Raw genomic sequence first — 18,544 nt, 5'->3', positions numbered from 1 at the left:
CCACTGGCTTCGGGTCATGTCGCAAGGGGCAACGTAGGTCCGCACAGTGACTGATCACAAGCAAAACGTGATACTCGGCCGCCCTCGGCCGGTCCGTGGCCGGATTCCGATCCCCGACCGTCCGGCCGGCCTCAGCTTCCGCTCCGCCCGACATGCCCCGCCCGAACGCGTTCCCCCTCCGTCCCTCCCCTCCGTTCCTCCCCCGGTGCTCCCCGCTCGGACTCCTCACCTCGCCCCGCCTGGGCCAGATCGATGGAGAGCGCTCTCCGCGAGTGCTATAAAGGCGCTCATGACGGATGATCCGCGCTCGGCCGGAGCGCCCACCCTGGAGGACGTGGCGCGGGCGGCCGGCGTCTCGCGCGCCACCGTCTCCCGGGTCGTCAACGGGGTGCGCAATGTGGACCCGGTGATCCAGGAGGCCGTGCGTCGGGCGGTCTCCGTGACGGGCTACACCCCCAACCGGGCGGCCAGGTCCCTGGTGACCCGACGGGCCGACGCCATCGCCCTGGTGGTGTCGGGCGCGGGCGTCGAGCCGGAGGCGGCCCGGCGGGACTCCGGCACCGGAGCGTCCGGGGACGGGGACGGGGACGGGGGTGGGTCCGGGGCCCGGTCCGGAGGCCGGGCCTCCGGGAAGGACGAGGGCAGCGGCGGGAGTTCGGGCTCGTTCACCGCGCAGGTGTTCGCCGACCCGTTCTTCGGCCGGGTGGTGACGGGCGTGGTCGACTACTTGCGTCCGCGCGGGATGCACCCGGTGCTGATGTTCGCGGAGACCTCACGGGCCCGCGAGGAGGTGGTGGCGTACCTGAGGCAGGGCAGCGCGGACGGGGCCCTGGTCGTCTCGACGCACGCCGAGGACCCGCTGCCCGGGCTGATCGCGGACGCCGGCCTGGCGGCCGTCCTGTACGCGCGCCCGGCGCGGCCGGTCCCGGTGAGCTATGTCGACCTCGCGCACCAGGACGGCGCCCGACTGGCGGCCGAACATCTCCTGGACCGGGGCTGCCGCCGGATCGCGACGATCAGCGGCCCGCTGGACGTGCCGGCGGGCCACGCCCGCCTGACGGGTTTCCGGGACACCATGGCACGCCACGGGCACCCGTACATCCCCGTCGTCGAGGGCCGGTTCACCCAGGAGAGCGGCGAGACGGCGATGGAGCGGCTGCTGGCGGAACATCCGGACCTGGACGGGGTCTTCGCCGCCAACGACCTGATGGCCCTGGGGGCCTGCCACGTCCTGCGGGAGCACGGCCGCTCGATTCCGGGGGACGTGGCGGTGGTGGGCTTCGACGACAGCAGCGCGGCCCTGGCCTGCCGCCCGCCGCTGACCACGGTCCGCCAGCCGGTGGAGGGGATGGCCGCCGAGATGACGCGCCTCCTGCTGGACCGGCTGGCCCGGCCGGACGGTCCGGTGACCTCCGTGATCTTCGAACCGGAGCTGGTGGTGCGGGGCTCGGCCTGACCCGGGCGCAGCCCCGGGCCCGGCGGGCGGGGGTGCACGGACATGGGCGAGGATGCCCGCATGACCTCACCCCCGACCGGGCCCCGTCTCCGGGTCGCCGCCTATGTGATCCGGCGTCACCCCTGCCCCGCACTGCTGGTGTTCGACCACGCGGACTGTCCCGAGGCCGGCACCCAGGTACCTGCGGGCGGCGTCGCGCCGGGCGAGGATCCGGAGCGGGCCGTCCTGCGTGAGGTCGCCGAGGAGACCGGGCTGACCGGGGCCCGCGTCGTCCGGCGGATCACGGTGGACGAGCGGCCCCACCCCGAGAACGGGCAGCCCCGGCTGACCACCTTTCTCCTGCTCGACGCGCCGTCAGGCGGGCCGGCGGCGTGGGAGCACCGGGTCCGCGGCGACGGGTCCGACGCGGGGATGCGGTTCGCCTGCCGGTTCGCGCCGCTTCCCCTGGAACACCCGCTGGCCGATGCCCAGGACGCGTGGCTGGGCATGGTGGACCCGCGCTGGATTACCTCGGACGGCGGAGCCGGTAGCCCCGGCCCCGCGCGGGACACGGCCCACTGAGGCGCGGCAGCGACGACGCCCGCGTGCCGGGCGACGCGTCGGCCTGCACACGGCGGCGGACGCGTCACGCGGACACCCCTCGCTCAGTCCATCGGGGTGCGGTGACGTTCCCGGACCGCTTGGACGGCCGTACGGGGCGGCGCGCCGGAGTCGCCCGGCCCGGGGCGGCTGCCGCCCCGGGTGAGGAAGTCGGCGAGCGGGAGCGTCGCGGCGCCCACGGTGACCGCGTCCGGGCCGAGGCGGCCCATCTCGATGGTGGTGCGGGCCGCCGCGTGGCGCAGGGCGTACTCGTTCGCGTACCGGCGGATCTCGGGCAGCAGGCGGGGGCCGATGAGCAGGCCCGCCCAGCCGCCGATCAGGATCCGCTCGGGCAGGAAGAGGTTGATCAGGTCGGCGAGGGCCGCGCCGAGGCATTCGGCCGTCTCGTCGAGCAGCGCGAGGGCCACCGGGTCCGGGACGGCGCCTCGGCCTTCCGGGTAAGCGGCGGCGAGCAGGGCGGCCAGCGCCGTCTCGTCATCGGCGTCCTCGGGCAGCGGGCCGCCCGCCTCGCGCCAGCGCTCGCGCAGGGCTTCCGCGCCCGCGTACGCCTCCAGGCAGCCGATGGAGCCGCAGCGGCACCGGCGGCCGCGCAGCTGGACGGTGGTGTGGCCCCATTCGAGGGCGAGGCTCGTGCGGTCCTCGTCGAGGATGTCGCCGTGGTCGACGCAGGCCCCCACGCCCGAGCCGATGAGGGCGATGGCGGCGGCGCCCGCGCCCCGGCCGCCGCCGAACCACATCTCGGCCTGGCCGAGCGTCTTGGCGCCGTTGTCGATGAACAGCGGCACCTCGGGCGGCACGTCGACCGCTTCGCGCAGCAACTGCTCGAAGGGGACCGCGCGCCAGCCGATGGTCTGGCCGTGGACCACCGCACTCCGGGAGCCGTCGGGCCCTTCGGGTCCGTCGCGCTCGATGATGCCGGGGACCCCGATGCCGATGCCGAGCAGCCGGCGCGGGTCGGCGCCCGCGTCGCGCAGCACGTCCGCGACGCCGGTGCGGACGTGGGCGACGATGCGGTCGACGTCGTATCCGTGCTGGGCCAGCAGCCGTTCGGTGCGGGCCAGTTCGGTCAGGGAGAGGTCGAACAGCTCGACGCGGACGCGGGTCTCGCCGATGTCGATGCCGACGAGCAGTCCGCCGTCCGGGGCGACGCGCAGCAGCGTACGGGGGCGGCCGCCGTCCGAGTCGACGACGCCGGCCTCCTCCAGGAGTCCCTCGGCGGCGAGTTCCGCAACGACGTTGCTGATGGAACCTGAACTCAGCCCCGTGACCGGTCCGAGCTCCTGGCGGCTCAGCGGGCCGTCGAAATACAACCGTTGCAATACCCTCGCCCGATTGCCCCTTCGCAGGTCACGCACGGTCCGTCTGCTGCGCTCGGCCATGTTGCTCCTTCCCGTCCAGGAACATACCCCGGCCCCAGGGCTTGACGCGACCTTCTCTCACCTCTTAAATCACGGCATAAATTAAGTCATGGAGGCCGTTCGGTTCCCGAACGCAGCCATCCCCGGAAAGGGGCCACCTCACATGCGTCATGTCAGAGCCGCAAGCGCCGTCACCCTCGCCCTCGCCATCGCCGTAGCCGCCACCGGCTGTGGCGGCGGGACCACATCGGGCGGCAGCAACGAGTCGCCGAAGACCCTCACCTACTGGGCGTCCAACCAGGGCCCCAGCATCGAGGCCGACAAGGAGATCCTCACTCCCGAGCTGAAGAAGTTCGAGAAGGAGACCGGGATCAAGGTGAAGCTGGAGGTCGTGCCGTGGGCCGACCTGCTGAACCGGATCCTCGCCGCCACCAGCTCCGGCCAGGGCCCGGACGTGCTGAACATCGGCAACACCTGGTCGGCCTCGCTCCAGGCGACCGGCGCGCTCCTGCCGTGGGACGAGAAGAACTTCGAGGCGATCGGCGGCCGGGACCGCTTCGTCGACTCGGCGGTCGCCTCGGCCGGCAAGGAGGGCGAGCCGCCCGCCGCGGTGCCGCTGTACTCGCTGGCGTACGCCCTCTACTACAACAAGAAGATGTTCGCCGAGGCGGGCGTCGAGAAGCCCCCGGCCACCTGGGACGAGCTGGTCGCGGCCGGCAAGAAGATATCCAAGGACGGCAAGTGGGGGCTGGGCGCCGAGGGCGGCAACCTCTCCAACAACATCCACCAGACCTTCGTCCTGGCCCAGCAGCACGGCGCCGACTTCTTCGACAAGGACGGCAAGGCGACGTTCACCTCCGACGGTGCGGTCGCGGCGGTGAAGCAGTACATCGACCTCATGGCCGAGGACAAGATCATCGCTCCCGGCAACGCGGAGTACGCCCAGAACCAGTCGCTCACCGACTTCGCCAAGGGCAAGACGGCCATGGTGCTGTGGCAGGCCGCCGCCTCCACCTTCGCCGCCCAGGGTATGAAGCCCGAGGACTGGGGCGCGGCCCCGGTGCCGGTCCCCTCGGGCGTACCGGGTGCGGGCAAGCAGACCAACTCCATGGTCGCGGGTATCAACATGGCCGTCTTCAAGAACACGAAGAACATCGACGGCGCGAAGAAGTTCGTGAAGTTCATGACGAGCGACGCCGAGCAGAAGCTGCTCAACAAGACCTACGGCTCGATCCCGCCGGTCAAGGCCGCACAGGCCGACGAGGCCTTCGGGGCCCCCGACCTCAAGGTCCTGCGCGACACCCTCGCCACCAGCGCCGCACCCCTCCCCCAGGTCCCGAACGAGTCGCAGTTCGAGACGGCCGTGGGTACGGCCGTCAAGGAACTGTGGGCGGACGCCGCGGCCGGACGCCCCGTGACCGAGGAATCCGTCAAGGCGCGCCTGGAAAAGGCGCAGCAGACGATGCAGCAGTGAGGCCCTGATCCATGACCGCCACCGTCACCACGGACCCCGAGGTCGACAAGTCGACCGGCAAGGGTACGAGCCGGGGCACCGGGGGTGCGCGCAGGAGACTGCCGCGCATCCCCGACCGGATCCGCCAAGGCGGACTGCCCTATCTCCTGCTCCTGCCCGCCGTCCTGCTCGAACTCCTCATCCACATCATCCCGATGGTCATCGGGATCGTGATGAGCTTCCGGCAGCTCACACAGTTCTTCATCAACAACTGGGGCGCGGCGCCCTGGACGGGTCTCGACAACTACAGCATCGCCGTCGACTTCGACGCGCCGATCGGTGAGGCCCTGCTCCACTCGTTCTTCGTCACCTGCGTCTTCACGTTCTTCTCGGTCGGGTTCGCCTGGCTGTTCGGCACCGCGGCGGCGATCCTCCTCCAGGAGAGCTTCCGGGGCCGGGGCATCCTGCGGGCGATCTTCCTCGTCCCGTACGCCCTGCCGGTCTACGCGGCCGTCATCACCTGGGCGTTCATGTTCCAGCGGGACAACGGGCTGATCAACCACGTCCTGCACGACCAGCTCGGGATCACCGACGAGCCGTCCTTCTGGCTGATCGGCGACAACAGCATCTACACCCTGATCATCGTCTCGGTCTGGAAGGGCTGGCCGTTCGCCTTCCTCATGCTGATGGCCGGGCTCCAGAACATCCCGCGCGAGCTGTACGAGGCCGCCTCGATCGACGGCGCCGGCATCTGGCAGCAGATCCGCCGGATCACGCTGCCCTCGCTGCGCCCGGTCAACCAGGTGCTGGTCCTCGTGCTCTTCCTGTGGACGTTCAACGACTTCAACACCCCGTACGTCCTGTTCGGGAAGTCGGCCCCGGAGAGCGCGGACCTGATCTCGATCCACATCTACCAGTCGTCGTTCGTCACCTGGAACTTCGGCACCGGATCCGCGATGTCGGTCCTGCTGCTGCTCTTCCTGCTGGTCGTGACCGCCGTCTACCTGTTCCTCACCTCGCGTGGAAGGAAGGGCGCCGATGTCTAGCCTCACGCGGCCGACCCGCACCACCCGGTCGCGGGCCCGCTCGCCGATGGCCGCGCCGCAGTCCTTCCTCTGGACCCGCCGCATCGTCCTGACCCTGCTCGCCGGCTTCGTCCTGCTGCCCGTCTACGTGATGGTCAGCAGCTCGCTGAAGCCGCTCCAGGATGTGTCGGGGAAGTTCCAGTGGATCCCGTCCACGCTGACGATCCAGCCGTATTTCGACATCTGGGAGACCGTTCCGCTCGCCAAGTACTTCGTCAACTCGCTGATCGTGGCGGGCTCGGCGACGGTGCTGTCAGTGACGATCGCGGTGTTCTCCGCCTACGCGGTGAGCCGCTACCGGTTCCGGGGCAAGCGGGTCTTCACCGTCACGGTGCTGTCCACACAGATGTTCCCGGGGATTCTCTTCCTGCTCCCGCTGTTCCTCATCTTCGTCAACATCGGCAACAGCACCGGCGTCGCCCTGTACGGCTCGCGCGGCGGGCTCATCCTCACGTACCTGACGTTCTCGCTGCCGTTCTCGATCTGGATGCTGATCGGGTACTTCGACTCCATCCCCCGGGACCTCGACGAAGCGGCCTTGGTCGACGGCTGCGGACCCGTCCGCGCCCTCTTCCAGGTCGTCGTGCCGGCCGCCGTCCCGGGAATCGTGGCGGTGTCGGTGTACTCCTTCATGACGGCCTGGGGCGAGGTCCTCTTCGCCTCCGTCATGACGAACGACGCCACCCGGACCCTCTCCGTCGGCCTCCAGGGCTACGCCACGCAGAACGACGTGTACTGGAACCAGGTCATGGCCGCGTCCCTCGTCGTCAGCGTCCCGATCGTCGCCGGGTTCCTGCTCCTCCAGCGCTATCTGGTCGCCGGTCTCACCGCGGGAGCCGTGAAGTGAGCCCCACCGGCGAGAGCCGTCCGTCGCCCCCGACCGAAAGGCTGCACGTGTCCGACCTCAACGCCCTCCCGGCGGACTTCACCTGGGGGGTCGCCACCGCCGCGTACCAGATCGAGGGAGCCGTGGCCGAGGACGGCCGCTCCCCCTCGATCTGGGACACGTTCTCGCACACCCCCGGCACGATCGACAACGGCGACACGGGCGACGTGGCCTGCGACCACTACCACCGGGTCCCCGAGGACATCGGCCTGATCAAGCAGCTCGGCGCGGACGCCTACCGCTTCTCGATCGCCTGGCCGCGCGTCGTGCCCGGCGGTGACGGGCCGGTCAACAAGGCGGGCCTGGACTTCTACGACCGGCTCGTGGACGGCCTTCTGGAGGCCGGCGTCACCCCGTTCGCCACCCTCTACCACTGGGACCTGCCGCAGGCGCTCCAGGACCGGGGCGGCTGGACCGTACGGGAGACCCCGGAGCACTTCGCGGCGTACGCCTCCCACGTGGTGGACCGCCTCGGCGACCGGGTCAAGGACTGGGCGACGCTGAACGAGCCGCTGTGCTCCGCCTGGATCGGTCATCTGGAGGGCCGGATGGCGCCGGGTCTCACCGACCTGACCGCCGCCGTGCGCGCCTCCTACCATCTGCACCTGGGCCACGGCCTGGCCGTGCGGGCGATCCGGGCGGCCTCCTCTGACGCCCGGGTCGGCATCGTCAACAATCTCAGCCCGATCGAGCCGGCGAGCGCGAGCGAGGCCGACGCGGCCGCCGCCCGCCGCGCCGACGGCCACATCAACCGCTGGTGGCTGGACCCGATCCTGGGGCGCGGCTACCCGCAGGACATGGTGGAGGAGTACGGCGTCGAGCTCCCGGTCCGGCCCGGCGACCTGGAGACGATCGCCGCACCCCTCGACTGGCTGGGGCTCAACTACTACTTCCGGCAGATCGTCACCGCCGACCCGGACGGGACCGCACCGCACGCGAAGCAGGTCTCGGTCCCCGGCGCCCGGCTCACCCACATGGACTGGGAGGTCCACGCGGAGGGCCTGGAGCGGCTGCTGCTGCGCCTCACCGAGGAGTACGGCGTCCAGCGGATCTACGTCACCGAGAACGGCTCGGCGTACGAGGACGTCGTCGCGGCGGACGGCTCGGTCCAAGACCCGGAGCGCGTCCGGTACCTGGAAGAGCACCTTGCCGCCTGCGCCCGCGCGGTCGACAAGGGAGCTCCGTTGGCTGGGTACTTCGCCTGGTCGCTGATGGACAACTTCGAGTGGGCGTACGGCTACGACAAGCGGTTCGGTCTGGTCCACGTGGACTACGCGACCCAGCGCCGTACGGTCAAGAGCAGCGGACGGCGGTACGCGGAGCTGGTCCGGAAGCACGCGGAGCTGCGCGGCCGGGCGGCCGTCTGACCCTCCTCCACCGGCTCCTGCCGGCCCCCTCCGGCCGCGGCGAATCCCTCGCCGCGGCCGGAGGGGTTTCGCGGTTCAGGACGGCATCCGGACGAGGGTGCGGTCCTTCGCCCCGGATGCTCGGCGAGCGCCGGGGCGAACGGCTCCCGCGGTGGCTCGACGCCTTCATCGCCGGCCTCACCTTGCCCTGGAGTTCTGGCGTTGTCGAAGGACACGTGAGCTCCCGTGACTTCTGCTGCAGTACGGCTGCCCACTCCTTTGCATGGGGATCCGAAGCCGTCCCGAGATAGTGGCTCTCGGCGCGCTGGGCCGATTGCCGGCTCACCTCGATGTTCGCTATCTCAGCCAAGACCGGCACCGTGGCAACGAACCCTTCGGCCAAGGTGGCCGTGCCAGCGTGCCTGGTTCTGCCATGCCAGGCGAGCAGGGCGTTGACGAACGCAGCGAATGCGACGGGGTCGATCTGACACTCGTCAGCTGCCATGGGGCCGATGCCGGATGGCAGTCCCACTTCGGCTTGATAGACAGTGACCTGGGTCATGAACAGCCGGAGGACGGCCTACGCGAAGGCGGCGGTGGGAAGCGGAGCCTGGAAGTCCTCCCAGGAGACGTGGATTCCGTGCTCGCTTTCGAGGAAGCGGAGAAAGGCGGCGTCGGGAGGTTCCTCGCCAGAGGATTCGAACCCCGGCACCCCTTGCTCGTCGGTGCCTACCGAATGGCGCACGCCGTGCTCGTAGTAGGCCAGTATCCGGCCGTCGACGGCGTAACCGACCTGGTGTTCACCGTTCACACTACGGAAGACAGTGTACGCGCGCGTGCCTTGCGACAGCGCCGCCAGGTGGGCAGGGGCACGGCTGGTGATGCTCTCGACCGCATAAGCCCAGCCGGGAACCGCGCCGGCGCGAACGAGCACCCCCGGATGCGAGAGGAACCCGGCCGCCGTCAGACGCGACACCAGGCCCTCGTCCTCCCAGTCGAGAAAGTCCAGGTCACTCAGATGACCGCCCTCCGACCGCATCTGGAGCTCGGCCACCACGTCATCGGACAACTCGTGGAGGTGATGCGGCTCCGCGCCCATCCGCACCAGCAGATCCCGCGGCCCGATGCCTTCGCACAGGGTGAAGGTGTAACCCAAGTCGTATACGGTCGATATCCACCGCAACCCGTTCGCCATGTCCGCCCCTCTTCGCACCTGCCAACGCACCCGCAACGTAGCCCAGTCGCCGCGTGGGGTCAGCAGGTTCTCATTCTGACCGGTGAGGCGAGGCGGTAGTAGACGGCCACCAACAGGACCCGGTTCGGCAGCGGCAGGCACCACAGGCGCCCCCCACCGGGGCCGTCAAGGGGAATGCCCTATCTCAGGTGTTCTGCAACAACCTTCAGGGGGTCCAGGGCCCCAGCATGTCCTTCATCGCGTCCGTCATCGCGAATTGCAGCAGCGGGCCGTAGGTGATCCGGCCGACGCCGAGGCGGCGGAAGCGCTCGAGATCGTGCTTGACCGGATGCGCCGTGGAGTTCACCGGCACGGAGACGGCGGCCGTCACCGCCGCGAGCAATTCGTCGTTGTCCTGGATGCGCACCGGGTAGACGCTGTCGGCACCCGCCTGCTCCAGGGCCCGCAGTCGCTCGATCGCCTCGTCGAGAACGGCGGAGGCATCCTCCGCGTGCAGGAACAGGTCGGTGCGCCCGTTGATCCAGACCGGGACTCCCGCCTCGTCGGCCGCCGCGCGCAGGCCGGCGACATAGGCCGCGTGCTCCTGCGTGCTCCGTACGCGTCCGCCCTCCGAGTGGACGGTGTCCTCGATGTTGAGGCCGGCGCCGCCGACCTCGATGAGACCGGCGACGAGATCCGCGGGCTGCTGTCCGTAGCCGGCCTCCAGGTCCACGGAGACGGGGACGTCGACCGCCGCGATGATCGGCCTGACGGCGGAGAGCACCTCCTCGAAGGTCTGCCCCTCCTGGTCCGCGGCCCCCCGGGAATCGGCGAGCGGATGGCTGCCGACCGTCAGCGCGGGGAACCCGGCGTCGGCCGCTGTCCGTGCCGACCAGACGTCCCAGACGGTCGGCAGGACGAGGGGCCTGTGCTCGGCGTGCAGTTGCTTGAGGCGTTGAGCGCGCTCAACGGTGGTACGAAGGTCCATGCCGAGCACGCTACCCCCAGCGACGTACCGACGGGGCGCGAACGCGACGAGCCCGCGGCGGTCACGGATGTCCGTGGCCGCCGCGGGCTCCCTCCGCGCCGACAGCGGGGATGGGACGGCGCGGAGGGCTTCGTGGCCCTGCCGGATCAGCTCCGGTAGACGCCGAACTCGTAGAGCGAGTAGCCCCACGGGGTGCCGCGCTCGGAGGTGCTCACTCGGACATAGCGGGCGTTGCCCGCGACCTCGATGTCATCGATGCCGCCGTTGCCCGCCGTCTGGGTGTGAACGGTGTTCCAGTCCTGGCCGTTGTCCGAGGTCTGGACCGTGTACGCCTTGGCGTAGGCCGCCTCCCAGGCCAGTTGGACGTGGTCGAAGGAGGTGGTCGCGCCCAGGTCGACCTGGATCCACTGCTGGTCGGCCCAGTCGCTGGCCCAGCGGGTGTCGAAGGAACCGTCGACGGCGTTGGCCGCCGGGCAGGGGCAGCCGACGCTGTCCGGCTGGAACGACGAGGCCTCGGTGGGCTTCCCGGAGGCCAGGTTCACCCCGTCGACCTGGGGCGGCACCACTTTGAAGGACTTCGTCTCGATGCCGACGTTGCCCTTTCCGTCGGTCGACTTGAGGTAGACCTTCCAGACGCCGAGCTTGTCCGGTGCGGTGACCTCGAACGTGCCGTCACCCCGGTCGGTGAAGGATGCTTCCGTCAACTGGCCGCCGTTGTCGATGTACTTGGAGTTGACCAGCACCTGATGGGTGAGCGGGTCACCGTCCGGGTCGGAGACGGACGCCTTGAACGTGAACGGCTTGCCCGCCTGGACGGCGGAGGCGTTGTCGACGGTCATACCGCTGATGACCGGCGGGGTGTTGTCGCCGGAGGTGTCCGCACCGAAGGCCTCCTTCACCGCGTAGTAGGAGAGCCGCTTCTGGCCCGCGGGGAGCAGGTTGAACCAGACGCCGCCGAAGTCGTACTCGGTCCCGTAGTGGAACAGCGTGGCGCCGAGCGACACCCCCTCGTGCCCGTCGACGCAGTCCCAGGCCCGCTGATAGCCCTCGGCCTTCGCCACGTCGCCGGGCTCGTCCGGTACGCCGTTGGCGTCGTCCGGCACCTCCCACTCACCGGCGGGCCCGCCCTCGGTGACGATGTAGGGCTTGTCGTAGCCGCCGCTCTCCCAGGTGTCCTTGATGTCGCAGACGGCGTCGTAGGAGTTCACGGCGTACAGGTCGAGGTCGGGCGCGTTCTTCTTGTAGTACGGCCAGGACCCGGTCCACGCGTCGGTCGAGGTGACCGGGTGGTTCGGGTCGACCGCGTGGATCTTCTTGGCGATCTCGTTGACGAATGTGGTGTAGGCGTCGCGCTGCTGCTCCAATTCGTCGCCGCTGTAGCAGTTCTGCAGGCCGAGCACCGACTCGTTGCCGACGTTCCACATGAGGACGCCCTCATGGTCCTTGTAGGTCTCCACCCACTTCGGGAACTCGGCGAGCATGTCGTTCTTGTACGCGGTGTCCGTCAGGTAGTTCACACAGCCGCCGCTGCCGGGACCGCCGCCCGGTTGCAGCCAGAACCCGGCGATCACCTTGATGCCGTTCGCCGCCGCGGTGTCCAGCAGGGGCTCCGTCGTGGCGTCGGTGCCCCACGTACGGATCGTGTTGACGCCCATCGACTTCACGTCGGGCATGTACTGCCCGGCGTCCGCGACGGACGGACCCCAGGTCAGGCCCTTCACGGTGTAGGGGGCACCGTTCACGGTCAGCTGCCAGGCACCCTGGGAGCCGGTCACCTTCACCACACTGCCGGCGGCCTGCGCGGCGGGCGCCGGAAGCGCGGCCGCCGCGGCGGCCAGGAGCGCGGCGACGGCGAGGCGTGCGGTGGTACGGCCCCGGGCGCGGGCCGGACGTCGGAATCGGGACGTGATCATGGGGGGAGAGGCTCCTCACGGAAGTGCGGGTGGGGGTGGGGGTGGGGGTGGGGGTGGGGGTGGGAAACGTGGGAAGAGCGGTGCCGGGGAGGCAGGCCGGACAGGTCGAAACGGATGGATTGGCCGTGACCATCGGAGAGCGCTCTCCCTCATGGGCGCGGTTCGCCCATGAGGGAGACGCGACGGGCAGGGTCAGGGCAGTTCGTAGTTCTCGTCCAGAACCGCGCCCTCACCCGGGTTGTTCTCGTCGTAGCCACGGGCGTTGCACTGGAGACCACCGACGATGCAGTGGTCGACCAGGGCGTCGAGCGTGGCGCCGTCCCAGGCGTTGAAGAAGTCGTAGTGGAAGGAGTGGCCGGTGCCGCTGGCCAGTCTCACCTGCGACATGTCACCGTTGACCGGCCACGCCATCTTGAACTCGATCATCGGCAGGGCGACCGGGTGGCTCGTCGGGCAGACGTCCTGGTTGGCCCCCATCACGACCGGATAAGCCATGTGGGCCTTGTGGTCGGGGGTGTCCAGGTTCTTTCCGTCCCAGCAACTGGGCGCCTGCATGCGCAGGTTGAGCTGGGTGTCCCGGCTGGTCGGGCAGGCTGCCGGGAAGTCGTAGTTGTGGTAGCTCTCCCCGCACTCGTACCCCTCGACCATGCCGGGGTGGTCGCGGAACTCCTGGGCGGTCTGTGTGGGGCTGCCGACGACGAACCGCAGCCCCTTGGGGAAGGGCCGTACGGTGCGGTAGTCGGTGACTCCGGCCTTGTAGTAGATGGTCTGGGGGCCGACCGGGCGGATCTCCTCGTTCCCGTTGTAGAGGGTCGGCATCCAGTAGGCGGACCGGTCGCCGGGCGCGAGGCAGGCGGTTCCGCCCGCGCTCAGGGACGCGGTGGTGCTGTTCGCGTTCGTGGTGTCGTTGCCCATGAACGTGTGGTCGTGCGAGGCGCCGGCCCGGCCCGGGTAGACGATCGGGTCGTCCGGGGCGGTGTGGCTCACCGAGCAGTTGGCCTGGAACTCGTGGAAGTAGCGGTGCGGCGGGATCTCGTCGGACGGCTCCACTCCTGTGACCGGCGGGTCCGCCGGTATGTAGCCGTCGCCGTCGGGGTCGTCCCCGAAGGCGACGGGCTTCGCCGGCGCCATCTTGTGGCCCTGCATGACGTGCGAGGCCGCCGCGGGCTTGTCGGACGCGGGCGGGGCCGCCTCGGCGGCGGTCGCCCCGGCGTTCGTGATCGCGGTGAGCCCGAGCGCGACCAGCGCCAGGGCGGTCGCCACGATCAGGACGGACACCAGGGTCGTTCTGTTGAGTCTTGTCACCATAGGGACCTCCATGCCGCTCTTCATCCCTGCACATCGGGTGCACGGTGGGGGGAAAGGGTGAGCTGGACGGTGCAGCCGGGAAGAGCTCCGCCCTGCGCGTCACGAGGCTGGCGGACCGCGCAATCTGGGAGAGCGCTCTCCAAAGCGGTGCCAGTGTTGCGCCGGTGTCGAGAGGGTGTCAATAGTTTGTGAACGATGCGCTGGGCAAAGGCTGTTGGGCGTCGGGAAAACGCTCTCCCGGTAAGCCCGCACACGGAAGCGGCCCCGCACACCCGGCGGGGCCGCTCACAGTGCCTTCGCTGAGCCGACGGGATCCGGCCGCCCCGGACCGCTCGCGGCCCGGCACCCTCACCCGTCGGCGGGAGCCGCGCCGCCGGGGAGGACGGCGGGACGGCTCCCCCGGATCACGCGGTGTGCAGGGTCAGCCCGTAGCGGTTGAGGATCTCGTTGACCGGCTGGTACCAGGTCTCCCCGCCGCCGGAGCAGTTGCCCCAGCCGCCGGAGGTGACGCCCTGGGCCTGGTCGCCGCTGATGAACGAGCCGCCGGAGTCGCCGCCCTCGGCGCAGACGCTCGTCTTGGTCATCTGGTGCACGGCGCCCTGGCTGTAGTTGACCGTCTCGTTCTTGGCGAGGACCCTGCCGCAGTGCCAGCGCGTGGTGGAGCCGGAGCGGCAGATCGAGGCGCCGATCGGAGCCTCGTTCGAGCCCCGCACCAGCTGGTCGGAGACGGTGCCCCAGCCGAGGACGACCGGTACGGTCCACCAGCCGTTGGCCACGTTCACCCAGGCGTAGTCGTTGCCGGGGAAGGACGAGCCCTGGAAGTTGCCGATGGCCGAGCCGTCCCAGCCGCGCACGGACTGGCCGGCGCCGCCGCAGTGCCCGGCGGTGACGAAGCCGCCGTGGACGGAGAAGCCGATCGAGCAGCGGACGTTGCCCGTGTAGTACGGGTCGCCTCCGACCGTTCCCGCGGCGAAGGTCTGCGGCGCTTCGGCGGTCGTCTCCACGGTCACGGGTCCGGCCTCGCGGGCCTTGGCGACGAAGGACCGGACATCGTTGTCACGCTGCTCGGACGCGACGACGTTCACGACGACGCTGCTGGTCGCCGGGTCGACGTGCCAGCTGCTCACGCCGGACGGGGCGGACAGGGCGTCGATGCGGACCTTCGCCGCGTCGAGCTGCTTCGCCGAGTGCTCGACGAGCCGGGCGTCGGCGCCGGCGGCGCGGACGGCCTCTGCCTTCTCGGCGTTCGTGACGGCGACGACCAGCTTGCCGGTCCTCGCGTCGAACCAGGACCCGCCGAAGGCGGAGCCCGCGGCGCGCTGCGCCTTCGGCTCCAGGGCGGTGGCCGCCTTCTCGTCGGCGAGCCTCGCGACGGCCTCGCCCTCGGTGAGGCCGAAATCGCGCTGCATCGCGGTGAGCAGGGCCGTGGAAGCGGGAGCCTCCGCGGAGTTGGCGGGGGCGGCGGAGGCGGACGACGGGCCGGCGGCGGCCCAGGCACCGAGGAGCAGGAGTGCGGACAGACCGGTCCGCAGCACGGTTGCGTGTCTCAAGGGAGTGACCCTTCCTGTTGTTCCAGCGACGTGGGGGTGGAACGGGAGGCGTCCGGGAGCGCATGCCGATCGTGCGCTTGAGAGCGCTCTCAGATGTGCCGTCCCGGACTGTAGCGGAGTTCGATAGTCAGGTCCATGCCAACGTCCATGCCAATGGAGGCGACGGGTCGGAAGAGGTGCGCGAGGACGCCGCACACCGGGTTGAGTAGGCGTACTCATCCGGCCCGCAGGCACTCGTCCTACTGTCACAGGAACGGGGGACGGGGCCAGATGGAGGAGCTGATCATGACCGGATCACGCCGCAGACGGTGGAGAGCCGCGCTGACCGGCACGCTGGTGGGTTCGCTGGTCGTGCTGCTGGGCGCGTGCGGAGTGGTCGACACCGATGACGACCGCCGGGCGGCGGAGGAACTGGCCGAGAAGCACTTCCCTGGGCAGCTCAAGGCGATCGGAGCACGCACGCTCTTCCCGGGCTCCGGCGGCTCGGAGGTCACGTTCGCGGTGACCGACGACCGCGACGCCGTGGTCCGGCTCCGCATCGACACGGACGGGGCGGACGAGGGCACGTGCGACCGCAAGGACTGCGCGGGCGTCCTGGCCGAAGCAGTGAAGCGCGGGCGGCAGCAGGCCGAGGACTTCCGTACGCTCAGGGGCGCCTTCGACGATTGTGGTTACGAGGTCGTCGCCCTGGGCCCGACCGGCACCCCGCCCTACGTCGTGGCCGAGCTGACGAACGCCACCGTCGCGAAGGCGCTCGGCGAGATCGGGGAGTGCGTCCAGCGCTGGGTCACGGCGAGCGGGGCCGACAGCACGTTGGCGAAGGCTCAGGGGTCGTACGTGAACGTGGTCTCCCCCTCCGTCGCCGACCGGCGCGACCGGGGCGAGGAGTCGTGGCCCACCGTGATGCGGCTGACCCGGCCGGACCTCCTGGCCTCGCTCACCGAGCACGCCTACTTCTCGGCGAGTTACGAGATCGGGGCGGGCCGGGTCGACACGACCGGCAGCGCCCGGGTCGTCCGCCCGTTCCGGGAGCGCCAGAAGTTCGGCGACACCGTGCAGAACGCGGTGAAGGAGCAACTGCTCGCCACCTACCCCCGGGTGGTCATGAGCACCTACCAGTGGATCTGGCGGCTGGAGCCGGGCCGCGTCGACCGGCAGACCGGCTACGTCCTGTTCTGCCCCGGGCCGGACGTGCGCGGACGGTGCCTCAACAGCGACGACGCGGCCCTGGTGACCACGGACGAGCACGGCACTCCGGTGGGGAAGATCCGGCTCGTGCACGACGTACGCGAGGGCACCGGGGCGCTGCGGCTGCCGCCGTACTGAGGCCGGGGCGCCCCGGCCTCCGGCTGCCGGCTCTCGGCGCGGGCGAGGGCGGTTCCCCGCGGGCGTCGGCGGGCGTGTCGTGGGATCGTGGCGCCATGACCATCGCAGTTCGCCCGGCCTCGGTGTTCGAAGATGTTCGCACCCTGGTCGGCCCGAAGTCGCCGAAGGCCAATGTCTGTTGGTGCCTGAGCTACCGGATTCCGTCCAAGCTCAACACCGAGCTCCGCGGTCCGGCGCGCGGTGAGTACGCCGCCGGGCTGTGCCGTGCGGAGCCCTCGCCGGGGGTGCTCGCCTACGACGGCGACGAGCCGGTGGGCTGGGCCGCCGTGGCGCCGCGCTCGGACACCTCCTTCTCCCGCAGCCGAAAGATCCCGCACGTCGACGACCTGCCGGTCTGGTCCCTGTGGTGCATCCGGGTTCGCCCCGGTCACCGCGGGAAGGGGATCTCGCACGAGCTGATCGCCGGTGCGGTCGAGTTCGCCCGCGCCCACGGTGCGCCGGCGGTCGAGGCGTACCCGCTCGACAGCGGTGACGCCAAGGTCGATCTGACGATGGCGTACCCCGGGATCCGGAAGAACTTCGAGCGCGCCGGGTTCACCCACGCCTCCGACACCACATCGGTACTGGCCGGCCATCCCCGCGTCCTGATGCGGCTCGACCTGCGCGGGTAGCGGCGATCGTCACCCCTGCGGCACCCAAGGCCGCAGCTTCTCCGGGTTGCGGACCACCCAGATCCGGGCGACGCGGCCGTCGGTCACGTCGAACGAGGCCACGGTCAGGACGACGCCGCCCCGCAGGGCCACCAGGCCCGGCGCACCGTTGACCGACCGCTCCAGGAGTTCCAGCCCCGGGGCCCGGTCGGCGATGGCGACCATGTACGAGGCGATGCGCGCGTCTCCTTCGATCGGGCGCAGGGCGGCACCGACCAGACCGCCGCCGTCGGCGGTCATCACGGCGGACGGGTCGAGGAGGTCGACGAGGGCCGCGATGTCCTTGTTCTCCCAGGCCTCCTTGACCCGCCGCACCACGTCGGTCCGCGCGTCCGCCGCCACCGGAGTCCGGGCGTCGGGCACCCGTCGCCGGGCGGAGGACGCAAGCTGCTTGCAGGCGGCGGGGGTCCGGCCGAGTACGTCGGCGATCTCCGCGAAGGGGTAGCGGAAGACATCGTGCAGGACGAACGAGACGCGCTCGGCGGGGGTCATCGTCTCCAGGACCACGAGGAAGGCCATGGTCACCGACTCGTCCAGGACCATCCGGTCCGCGGGGTCGGAGCCGCGGCCGCCGCCGCGCTCGACGGGGTCGGGCAGGGGTTCGGGCAGCCACGCGCCGACGTAGCGTTCGCGCCGGACCCGCGCCGAGCCGAGCACGTCCAGGCAGATGCGGCCGGTCACGGTCGTCAGCCAGGCTCCGGGCGACACGATCTCGTCCCGCCGGCTCCGCGGCAGTGCGTACCAGCGCGCGAAGGCCTCCTGCACGGCGTCCTCGGACTCGGCGAGCGATCCGAGCAACCGGTAGGCCACATTGATCAGTCGGCCGCGCTCATCGGCTGTCCCCTCGGCGCCCGCGCTCGCCGCCCCCATGCTCCGGCCCCCCTCGCCTTACCTTTCGCCGGCCCGTGTCGTCGGGTTGGTGAGACCTTATCGATCGACTGCCCACGGGCGGAAAAGGGGCGTGGCATGGCCACTCCGATGCCGGCACGGCGCGCGTTCTCGTTCCTGCGGATCGCGATCGCCCTGCAGACTCTGACGATCTTCCTTCAAGCGGTCTCCTCCGGACTGCTGATGACCTCGTCCTACGGGGAGACGCTGCACAGCGTCGGTGCGCGCGTGATGTACGGGGCGTCGATGCTGTGCGTACTCGCGGCGGTTCTGGCCTGGAGGCCGGGTGGCGGCCCGCCCCGGCCGATCCTGTACGCGTCCGGCTTCCTGGTCCTGGCCTCGGTCCAGGTCGCGGTCGGTATCGCGCACCTGCCATCGGTCCATCTCCCCCTGGGAGTGCTGATGTTCGGGCTGAGCCTGCTCGCCCTGGCCCGGCGCTGAGGTCCACCGCGAAGGGGCACGGGGAGGGGCGGCCAGGACCGTCCGTGTCCGCGATGCAGTCA

At 70.6% G+C, this 18,544-nt stretch carries 17 protein-coding genes; 9 read left to right on the top strand and 8 right to left on the bottom strand.

Going from position 1 to position 18,544, the window contains the following annotated elements; all coding sequences use genetic code 11:
* The first annotated feature begins 289 nt into the window (after window positions 1–289).
* Both ACIQRW_RS02070 and ACIQRW_RS02065 read left to right on the top strand, forming a co-directional pair.
* The gene (locus tag ACIQRW_RS02070; protein WP_403753056.1) at window positions 290–1,456 is read left to right on the top strand and encodes a LacI family DNA-binding transcriptional regulator; all 1,167 of its coding nucleotides are present in this window, start codon (window positions 290–292) and stop codon (window positions 1,454–1,456) included.
* A gap of 60 nt (window positions 1,457–1,516) precedes the next feature.
* Window positions 1,517–2,017 (top strand): NUDIX domain-containing protein, encoded by a 501-nt coding sequence (locus ACIQRW_RS02065; protein ID WP_403753053.1) that lies wholly within the window; start codon window positions 1,517–1,519, stop codon window positions 2,015–2,017.
* 83 nt (window positions 2,018–2,100) lie between these two features.
* Here the strand turns inward: ACIQRW_RS02065 and ACIQRW_RS02060 are convergent, their stop codons facing one another.
* Window positions 2,101–3,435, bottom strand: a complete 1,335-nt coding sequence (locus ACIQRW_RS02060; RefSeq protein ID WP_403753050.1) for an ROK family protein — start codon at window positions 3,433–3,435, stop codon at window positions 2,101–2,103.
* Between the two features lie 142 nt (window positions 3,436–3,577).
* On the opposite strand from ACIQRW_RS02060, the gene ACIQRW_RS02055 reads away from it, so the two are divergent.
* From ACIQRW_RS02055 to ACIQRW_RS02040, 4 genes are read left to right on the top strand one after another with little or no spacing between them, the layout of a single operon-like run.
* Window positions 3,578–4,888, top strand: coding sequence for an ABC transporter substrate-binding protein (locus ACIQRW_RS02055; protein WP_403753047.1), 1,311 nt, complete (start codon window positions 3,578–3,580; stop codon window positions 4,886–4,888).
* A gap of 11 nt (window positions 4,889–4,899) precedes the next feature.
* Window positions 4,900–5,913, top strand: coding sequence for a carbohydrate ABC transporter permease (locus ACIQRW_RS02050; RefSeq protein ID WP_403753044.1), 1,014 nt, complete (start codon window positions 4,900–4,902; stop codon window positions 5,911–5,913).
* Entirely contained in the window at window positions 5,906–6,799 is an 894-nt protein-coding gene (locus ACIQRW_RS02045) for a carbohydrate ABC transporter permease (protein ID WP_018955662.1), read from the top strand. Before ACIQRW_RS02050 ends, ACIQRW_RS02045 begins: the two co-directional genes overlap by 8 nt.
* 47 nt (window positions 6,800–6,846) lie before the next feature.
* Window positions 6,847–8,205, top strand: coding sequence for a GH1 family beta-glucosidase (locus tag ACIQRW_RS02040; protein ID WP_403753471.1), 1,359 nt, complete (start codon window positions 6,847–6,849; stop codon window positions 8,203–8,205).
* On the opposite strand, the gene ACIQRW_RS02035 is transcribed toward ACIQRW_RS02040, so the two are convergent.
* The 6 genes from ACIQRW_RS02035 to ACIQRW_RS02010 form a co-directional block, all read right to left on the bottom strand.
* Window positions 8,132–8,746, bottom strand: a complete 615-nt coding sequence (locus tag ACIQRW_RS02035) for a DUF6086 family protein (protein WP_403753041.1) — start codon at window positions 8,744–8,746, stop codon at window positions 8,132–8,134. The two genes, ACIQRW_RS02040 and ACIQRW_RS02035, sit on opposite strands and share 74 nt — an antisense overlap.
* 18 nt (window positions 8,747–8,764) lie before the next feature.
* Complete coding sequence (locus tag ACIQRW_RS02030; RefSeq protein ID WP_403753038.1) at window positions 8,765–9,379, bottom strand: DUF6461 domain-containing protein; 615 nt, start codon at window positions 9,377–9,379, stop codon at window positions 8,765–8,767.
* A 205-nt stretch (window positions 9,380–9,584) separates the two neighbouring features.
* A complete protein-coding gene (locus ACIQRW_RS02025) occupies window positions 9,585–10,346 on the bottom strand; it encodes an isocitrate lyase/PEP mutase family protein (protein WP_403753035.1) in 762 nt (253 codons plus the stop codon).
* Window positions 10,347–10,492: 146 nt separating this feature from the next.
* Window positions 10,493–12,259 (bottom strand): discoidin domain-containing protein, encoded by a 1,767-nt coding sequence (locus tag ACIQRW_RS02020; RefSeq protein ID WP_403753030.1) that lies wholly within the window; start codon window positions 12,257–12,259, stop codon window positions 10,493–10,495.
* A 192-nt stretch (window positions 12,260–12,451) separates the two neighbouring features.
* Window positions 12,452–13,567, bottom strand: a complete 1,116-nt coding sequence (locus ACIQRW_RS02015) for a DUF1996 domain-containing protein (RefSeq protein ID WP_403753027.1) — start codon at window positions 13,565–13,567, stop codon at window positions 12,452–12,454.
* Window positions 13,568–13,971: 404 nt separating this feature from the next.
* The gene (locus ACIQRW_RS02010; protein WP_403753024.1) at window positions 13,972–15,117 is read right to left on the bottom strand and encodes a S1 family peptidase; all 1,146 of its coding nucleotides are present in this window, start codon (window positions 15,115–15,117) and stop codon (window positions 13,972–13,974) included.
* A gap of 285 nt (window positions 15,118–15,402) precedes the next feature.
* On the opposite strand from ACIQRW_RS02010, the gene ACIQRW_RS02005 reads away from it, so the two are divergent.
* Together ACIQRW_RS02005 and ACIQRW_RS02000 are read left to right on the top strand one after the other, a co-directional pair.
* Window positions 15,403–16,443 carry an SCO7460 family lipoprotein gene (locus ACIQRW_RS02005; protein ID WP_403753021.1) on the top strand — a complete coding sequence of 347 codons (1,041 nt, stop codon included), beginning with the start codon at window positions 15,403–15,405 and terminating at the stop codon, window positions 16,441–16,443.
* Window positions 16,444–16,538: 95 nt separating this feature from the next.
* Window positions 16,539–17,114, top strand: coding sequence for a GNAT family N-acetyltransferase (locus ACIQRW_RS02000; RefSeq protein ID WP_403753018.1), 576 nt, complete (start codon window positions 16,539–16,541; stop codon window positions 17,112–17,114).
* A 9-nt stretch (window positions 17,115–17,123) separates the two neighbouring features.
* Here the strand turns inward: ACIQRW_RS02000 and sigJ are convergent, their stop codons facing one another.
* A complete protein-coding gene (sigJ, locus tag ACIQRW_RS01995) occupies window positions 17,124–18,023 on the bottom strand; it encodes an RNA polymerase sigma factor SigJ (protein WP_403753016.1) in 900 nt (299 codons plus the stop codon).
* Window positions 18,024–18,119: 96 nt separating this feature from the next.
* On the opposite strand from sigJ, the gene ACIQRW_RS01990 reads away from it, so the two are divergent.
* Window positions 18,120–18,482, top strand: a complete 363-nt coding sequence (locus ACIQRW_RS01990; protein WP_403753014.1) for a hypothetical protein — start codon at window positions 18,120–18,122, stop codon at window positions 18,480–18,482.
* Window positions 18,483–18,544: the final 62 nt, after the last annotated feature.

This window comes from Streptomyces sp. NPDC091287 (genome assembly GCF_044768525.1).
In the GTDB taxonomy this organism is placed as follows: Bacteria; Actinomycetota; Actinomycetes; order Streptomycetales; family Streptomycetaceae; genus Streptomyces.
This window is presented reverse-complemented; position numbering and strand designations above follow the sequence as displayed.

Excerpts from the sequence above, each read along its gene's own strand:
- ACIQRW_RS02070 (WP_403753056.1), top strand. The coding sequence starts at position 290 with ATGACGGATGATCCGCGCTCGGCCGGAGCGCCCACCCTGGAGGACGTG.
- ACIQRW_RS02065 (WP_403753053.1), top strand. The coding sequence starts at position 1,517 with ATGACCTCACCCCCGACCGGGCCCCGTCTCCGGGTCGCCGCCTATGTG.
- ACIQRW_RS02060 (WP_403753050.1), bottom strand. The coding sequence starts at position 3,435 with ATGGCCGAGCGCAGCAGACGGACCGTGCGTGACCTGCGAAGGGGCAAT.
- ACIQRW_RS02055 (WP_403753047.1), top strand. The coding sequence starts at position 3,578 with ATGCGTCATGTCAGAGCCGCAAGCGCCGTCACCCTCGCCCTCGCCATC.
- ACIQRW_RS02050 (WP_403753044.1), top strand. The coding sequence starts at position 4,900 with ATGACCGCCACCGTCACCACGGACCCCGAGGTCGACAAGTCGACCGGC.
- ACIQRW_RS02045 (WP_018955662.1), top strand. The coding sequence starts at position 5,906 with ATGTCTAGCCTCACGCGGCCGACCCGCACCACCCGGTCGCGGGCCCGC.
- ACIQRW_RS02035 (WP_403753041.1), bottom strand. The coding sequence starts at position 8,746 with ATGACCCAGGTCACTGTCTATCAAGCCGAAGTGGGACTGCCATCCGGC.
- ACIQRW_RS02030 (WP_403753038.1), bottom strand. The coding sequence starts at position 9,379 with ATGGCGAACGGGTTGCGGTGGATATCGACCGTATACGACTTGGGTTAC.
- ACIQRW_RS02025 (WP_403753035.1), bottom strand. The coding sequence starts at position 10,346 with ATGGACCTTCGTACCACCGTTGAGCGCGCTCAACGCCTCAAGCAACTG.
- ACIQRW_RS02020 (WP_403753030.1), bottom strand. The coding sequence starts at position 12,259 with ATGATCACGTCCCGATTCCGACGTCCGGCCCGCGCCCGGGGCCGTACC.
- ACIQRW_RS02015 (WP_403753027.1), bottom strand. The coding sequence starts at position 13,567 with ATGGTGACAAGACTCAACAGAACGACCCTGGTGTCCGTCCTGATCGTG.
- ACIQRW_RS02005 (WP_403753021.1), top strand. The coding sequence starts at position 15,403 with ATGACCGGATCACGCCGCAGACGGTGGAGAGCCGCGCTGACCGGCACG.
- ACIQRW_RS02000 (WP_403753018.1), top strand. The coding sequence starts at position 16,539 with ATGACCATCGCAGTTCGCCCGGCCTCGGTGTTCGAAGATGTTCGCACC.
- sigJ (WP_403753016.1), bottom strand. The coding sequence starts at position 18,023 with ATGGGGGCGGCGAGCGCGGGCGCCGAGGGGACAGCCGATGAGCGCGGC.
- ACIQRW_RS01990 (WP_403753014.1), top strand. The coding sequence starts at position 18,120 with ATGGCCACTCCGATGCCGGCACGGCGCGCGTTCTCGTTCCTGCGGATC.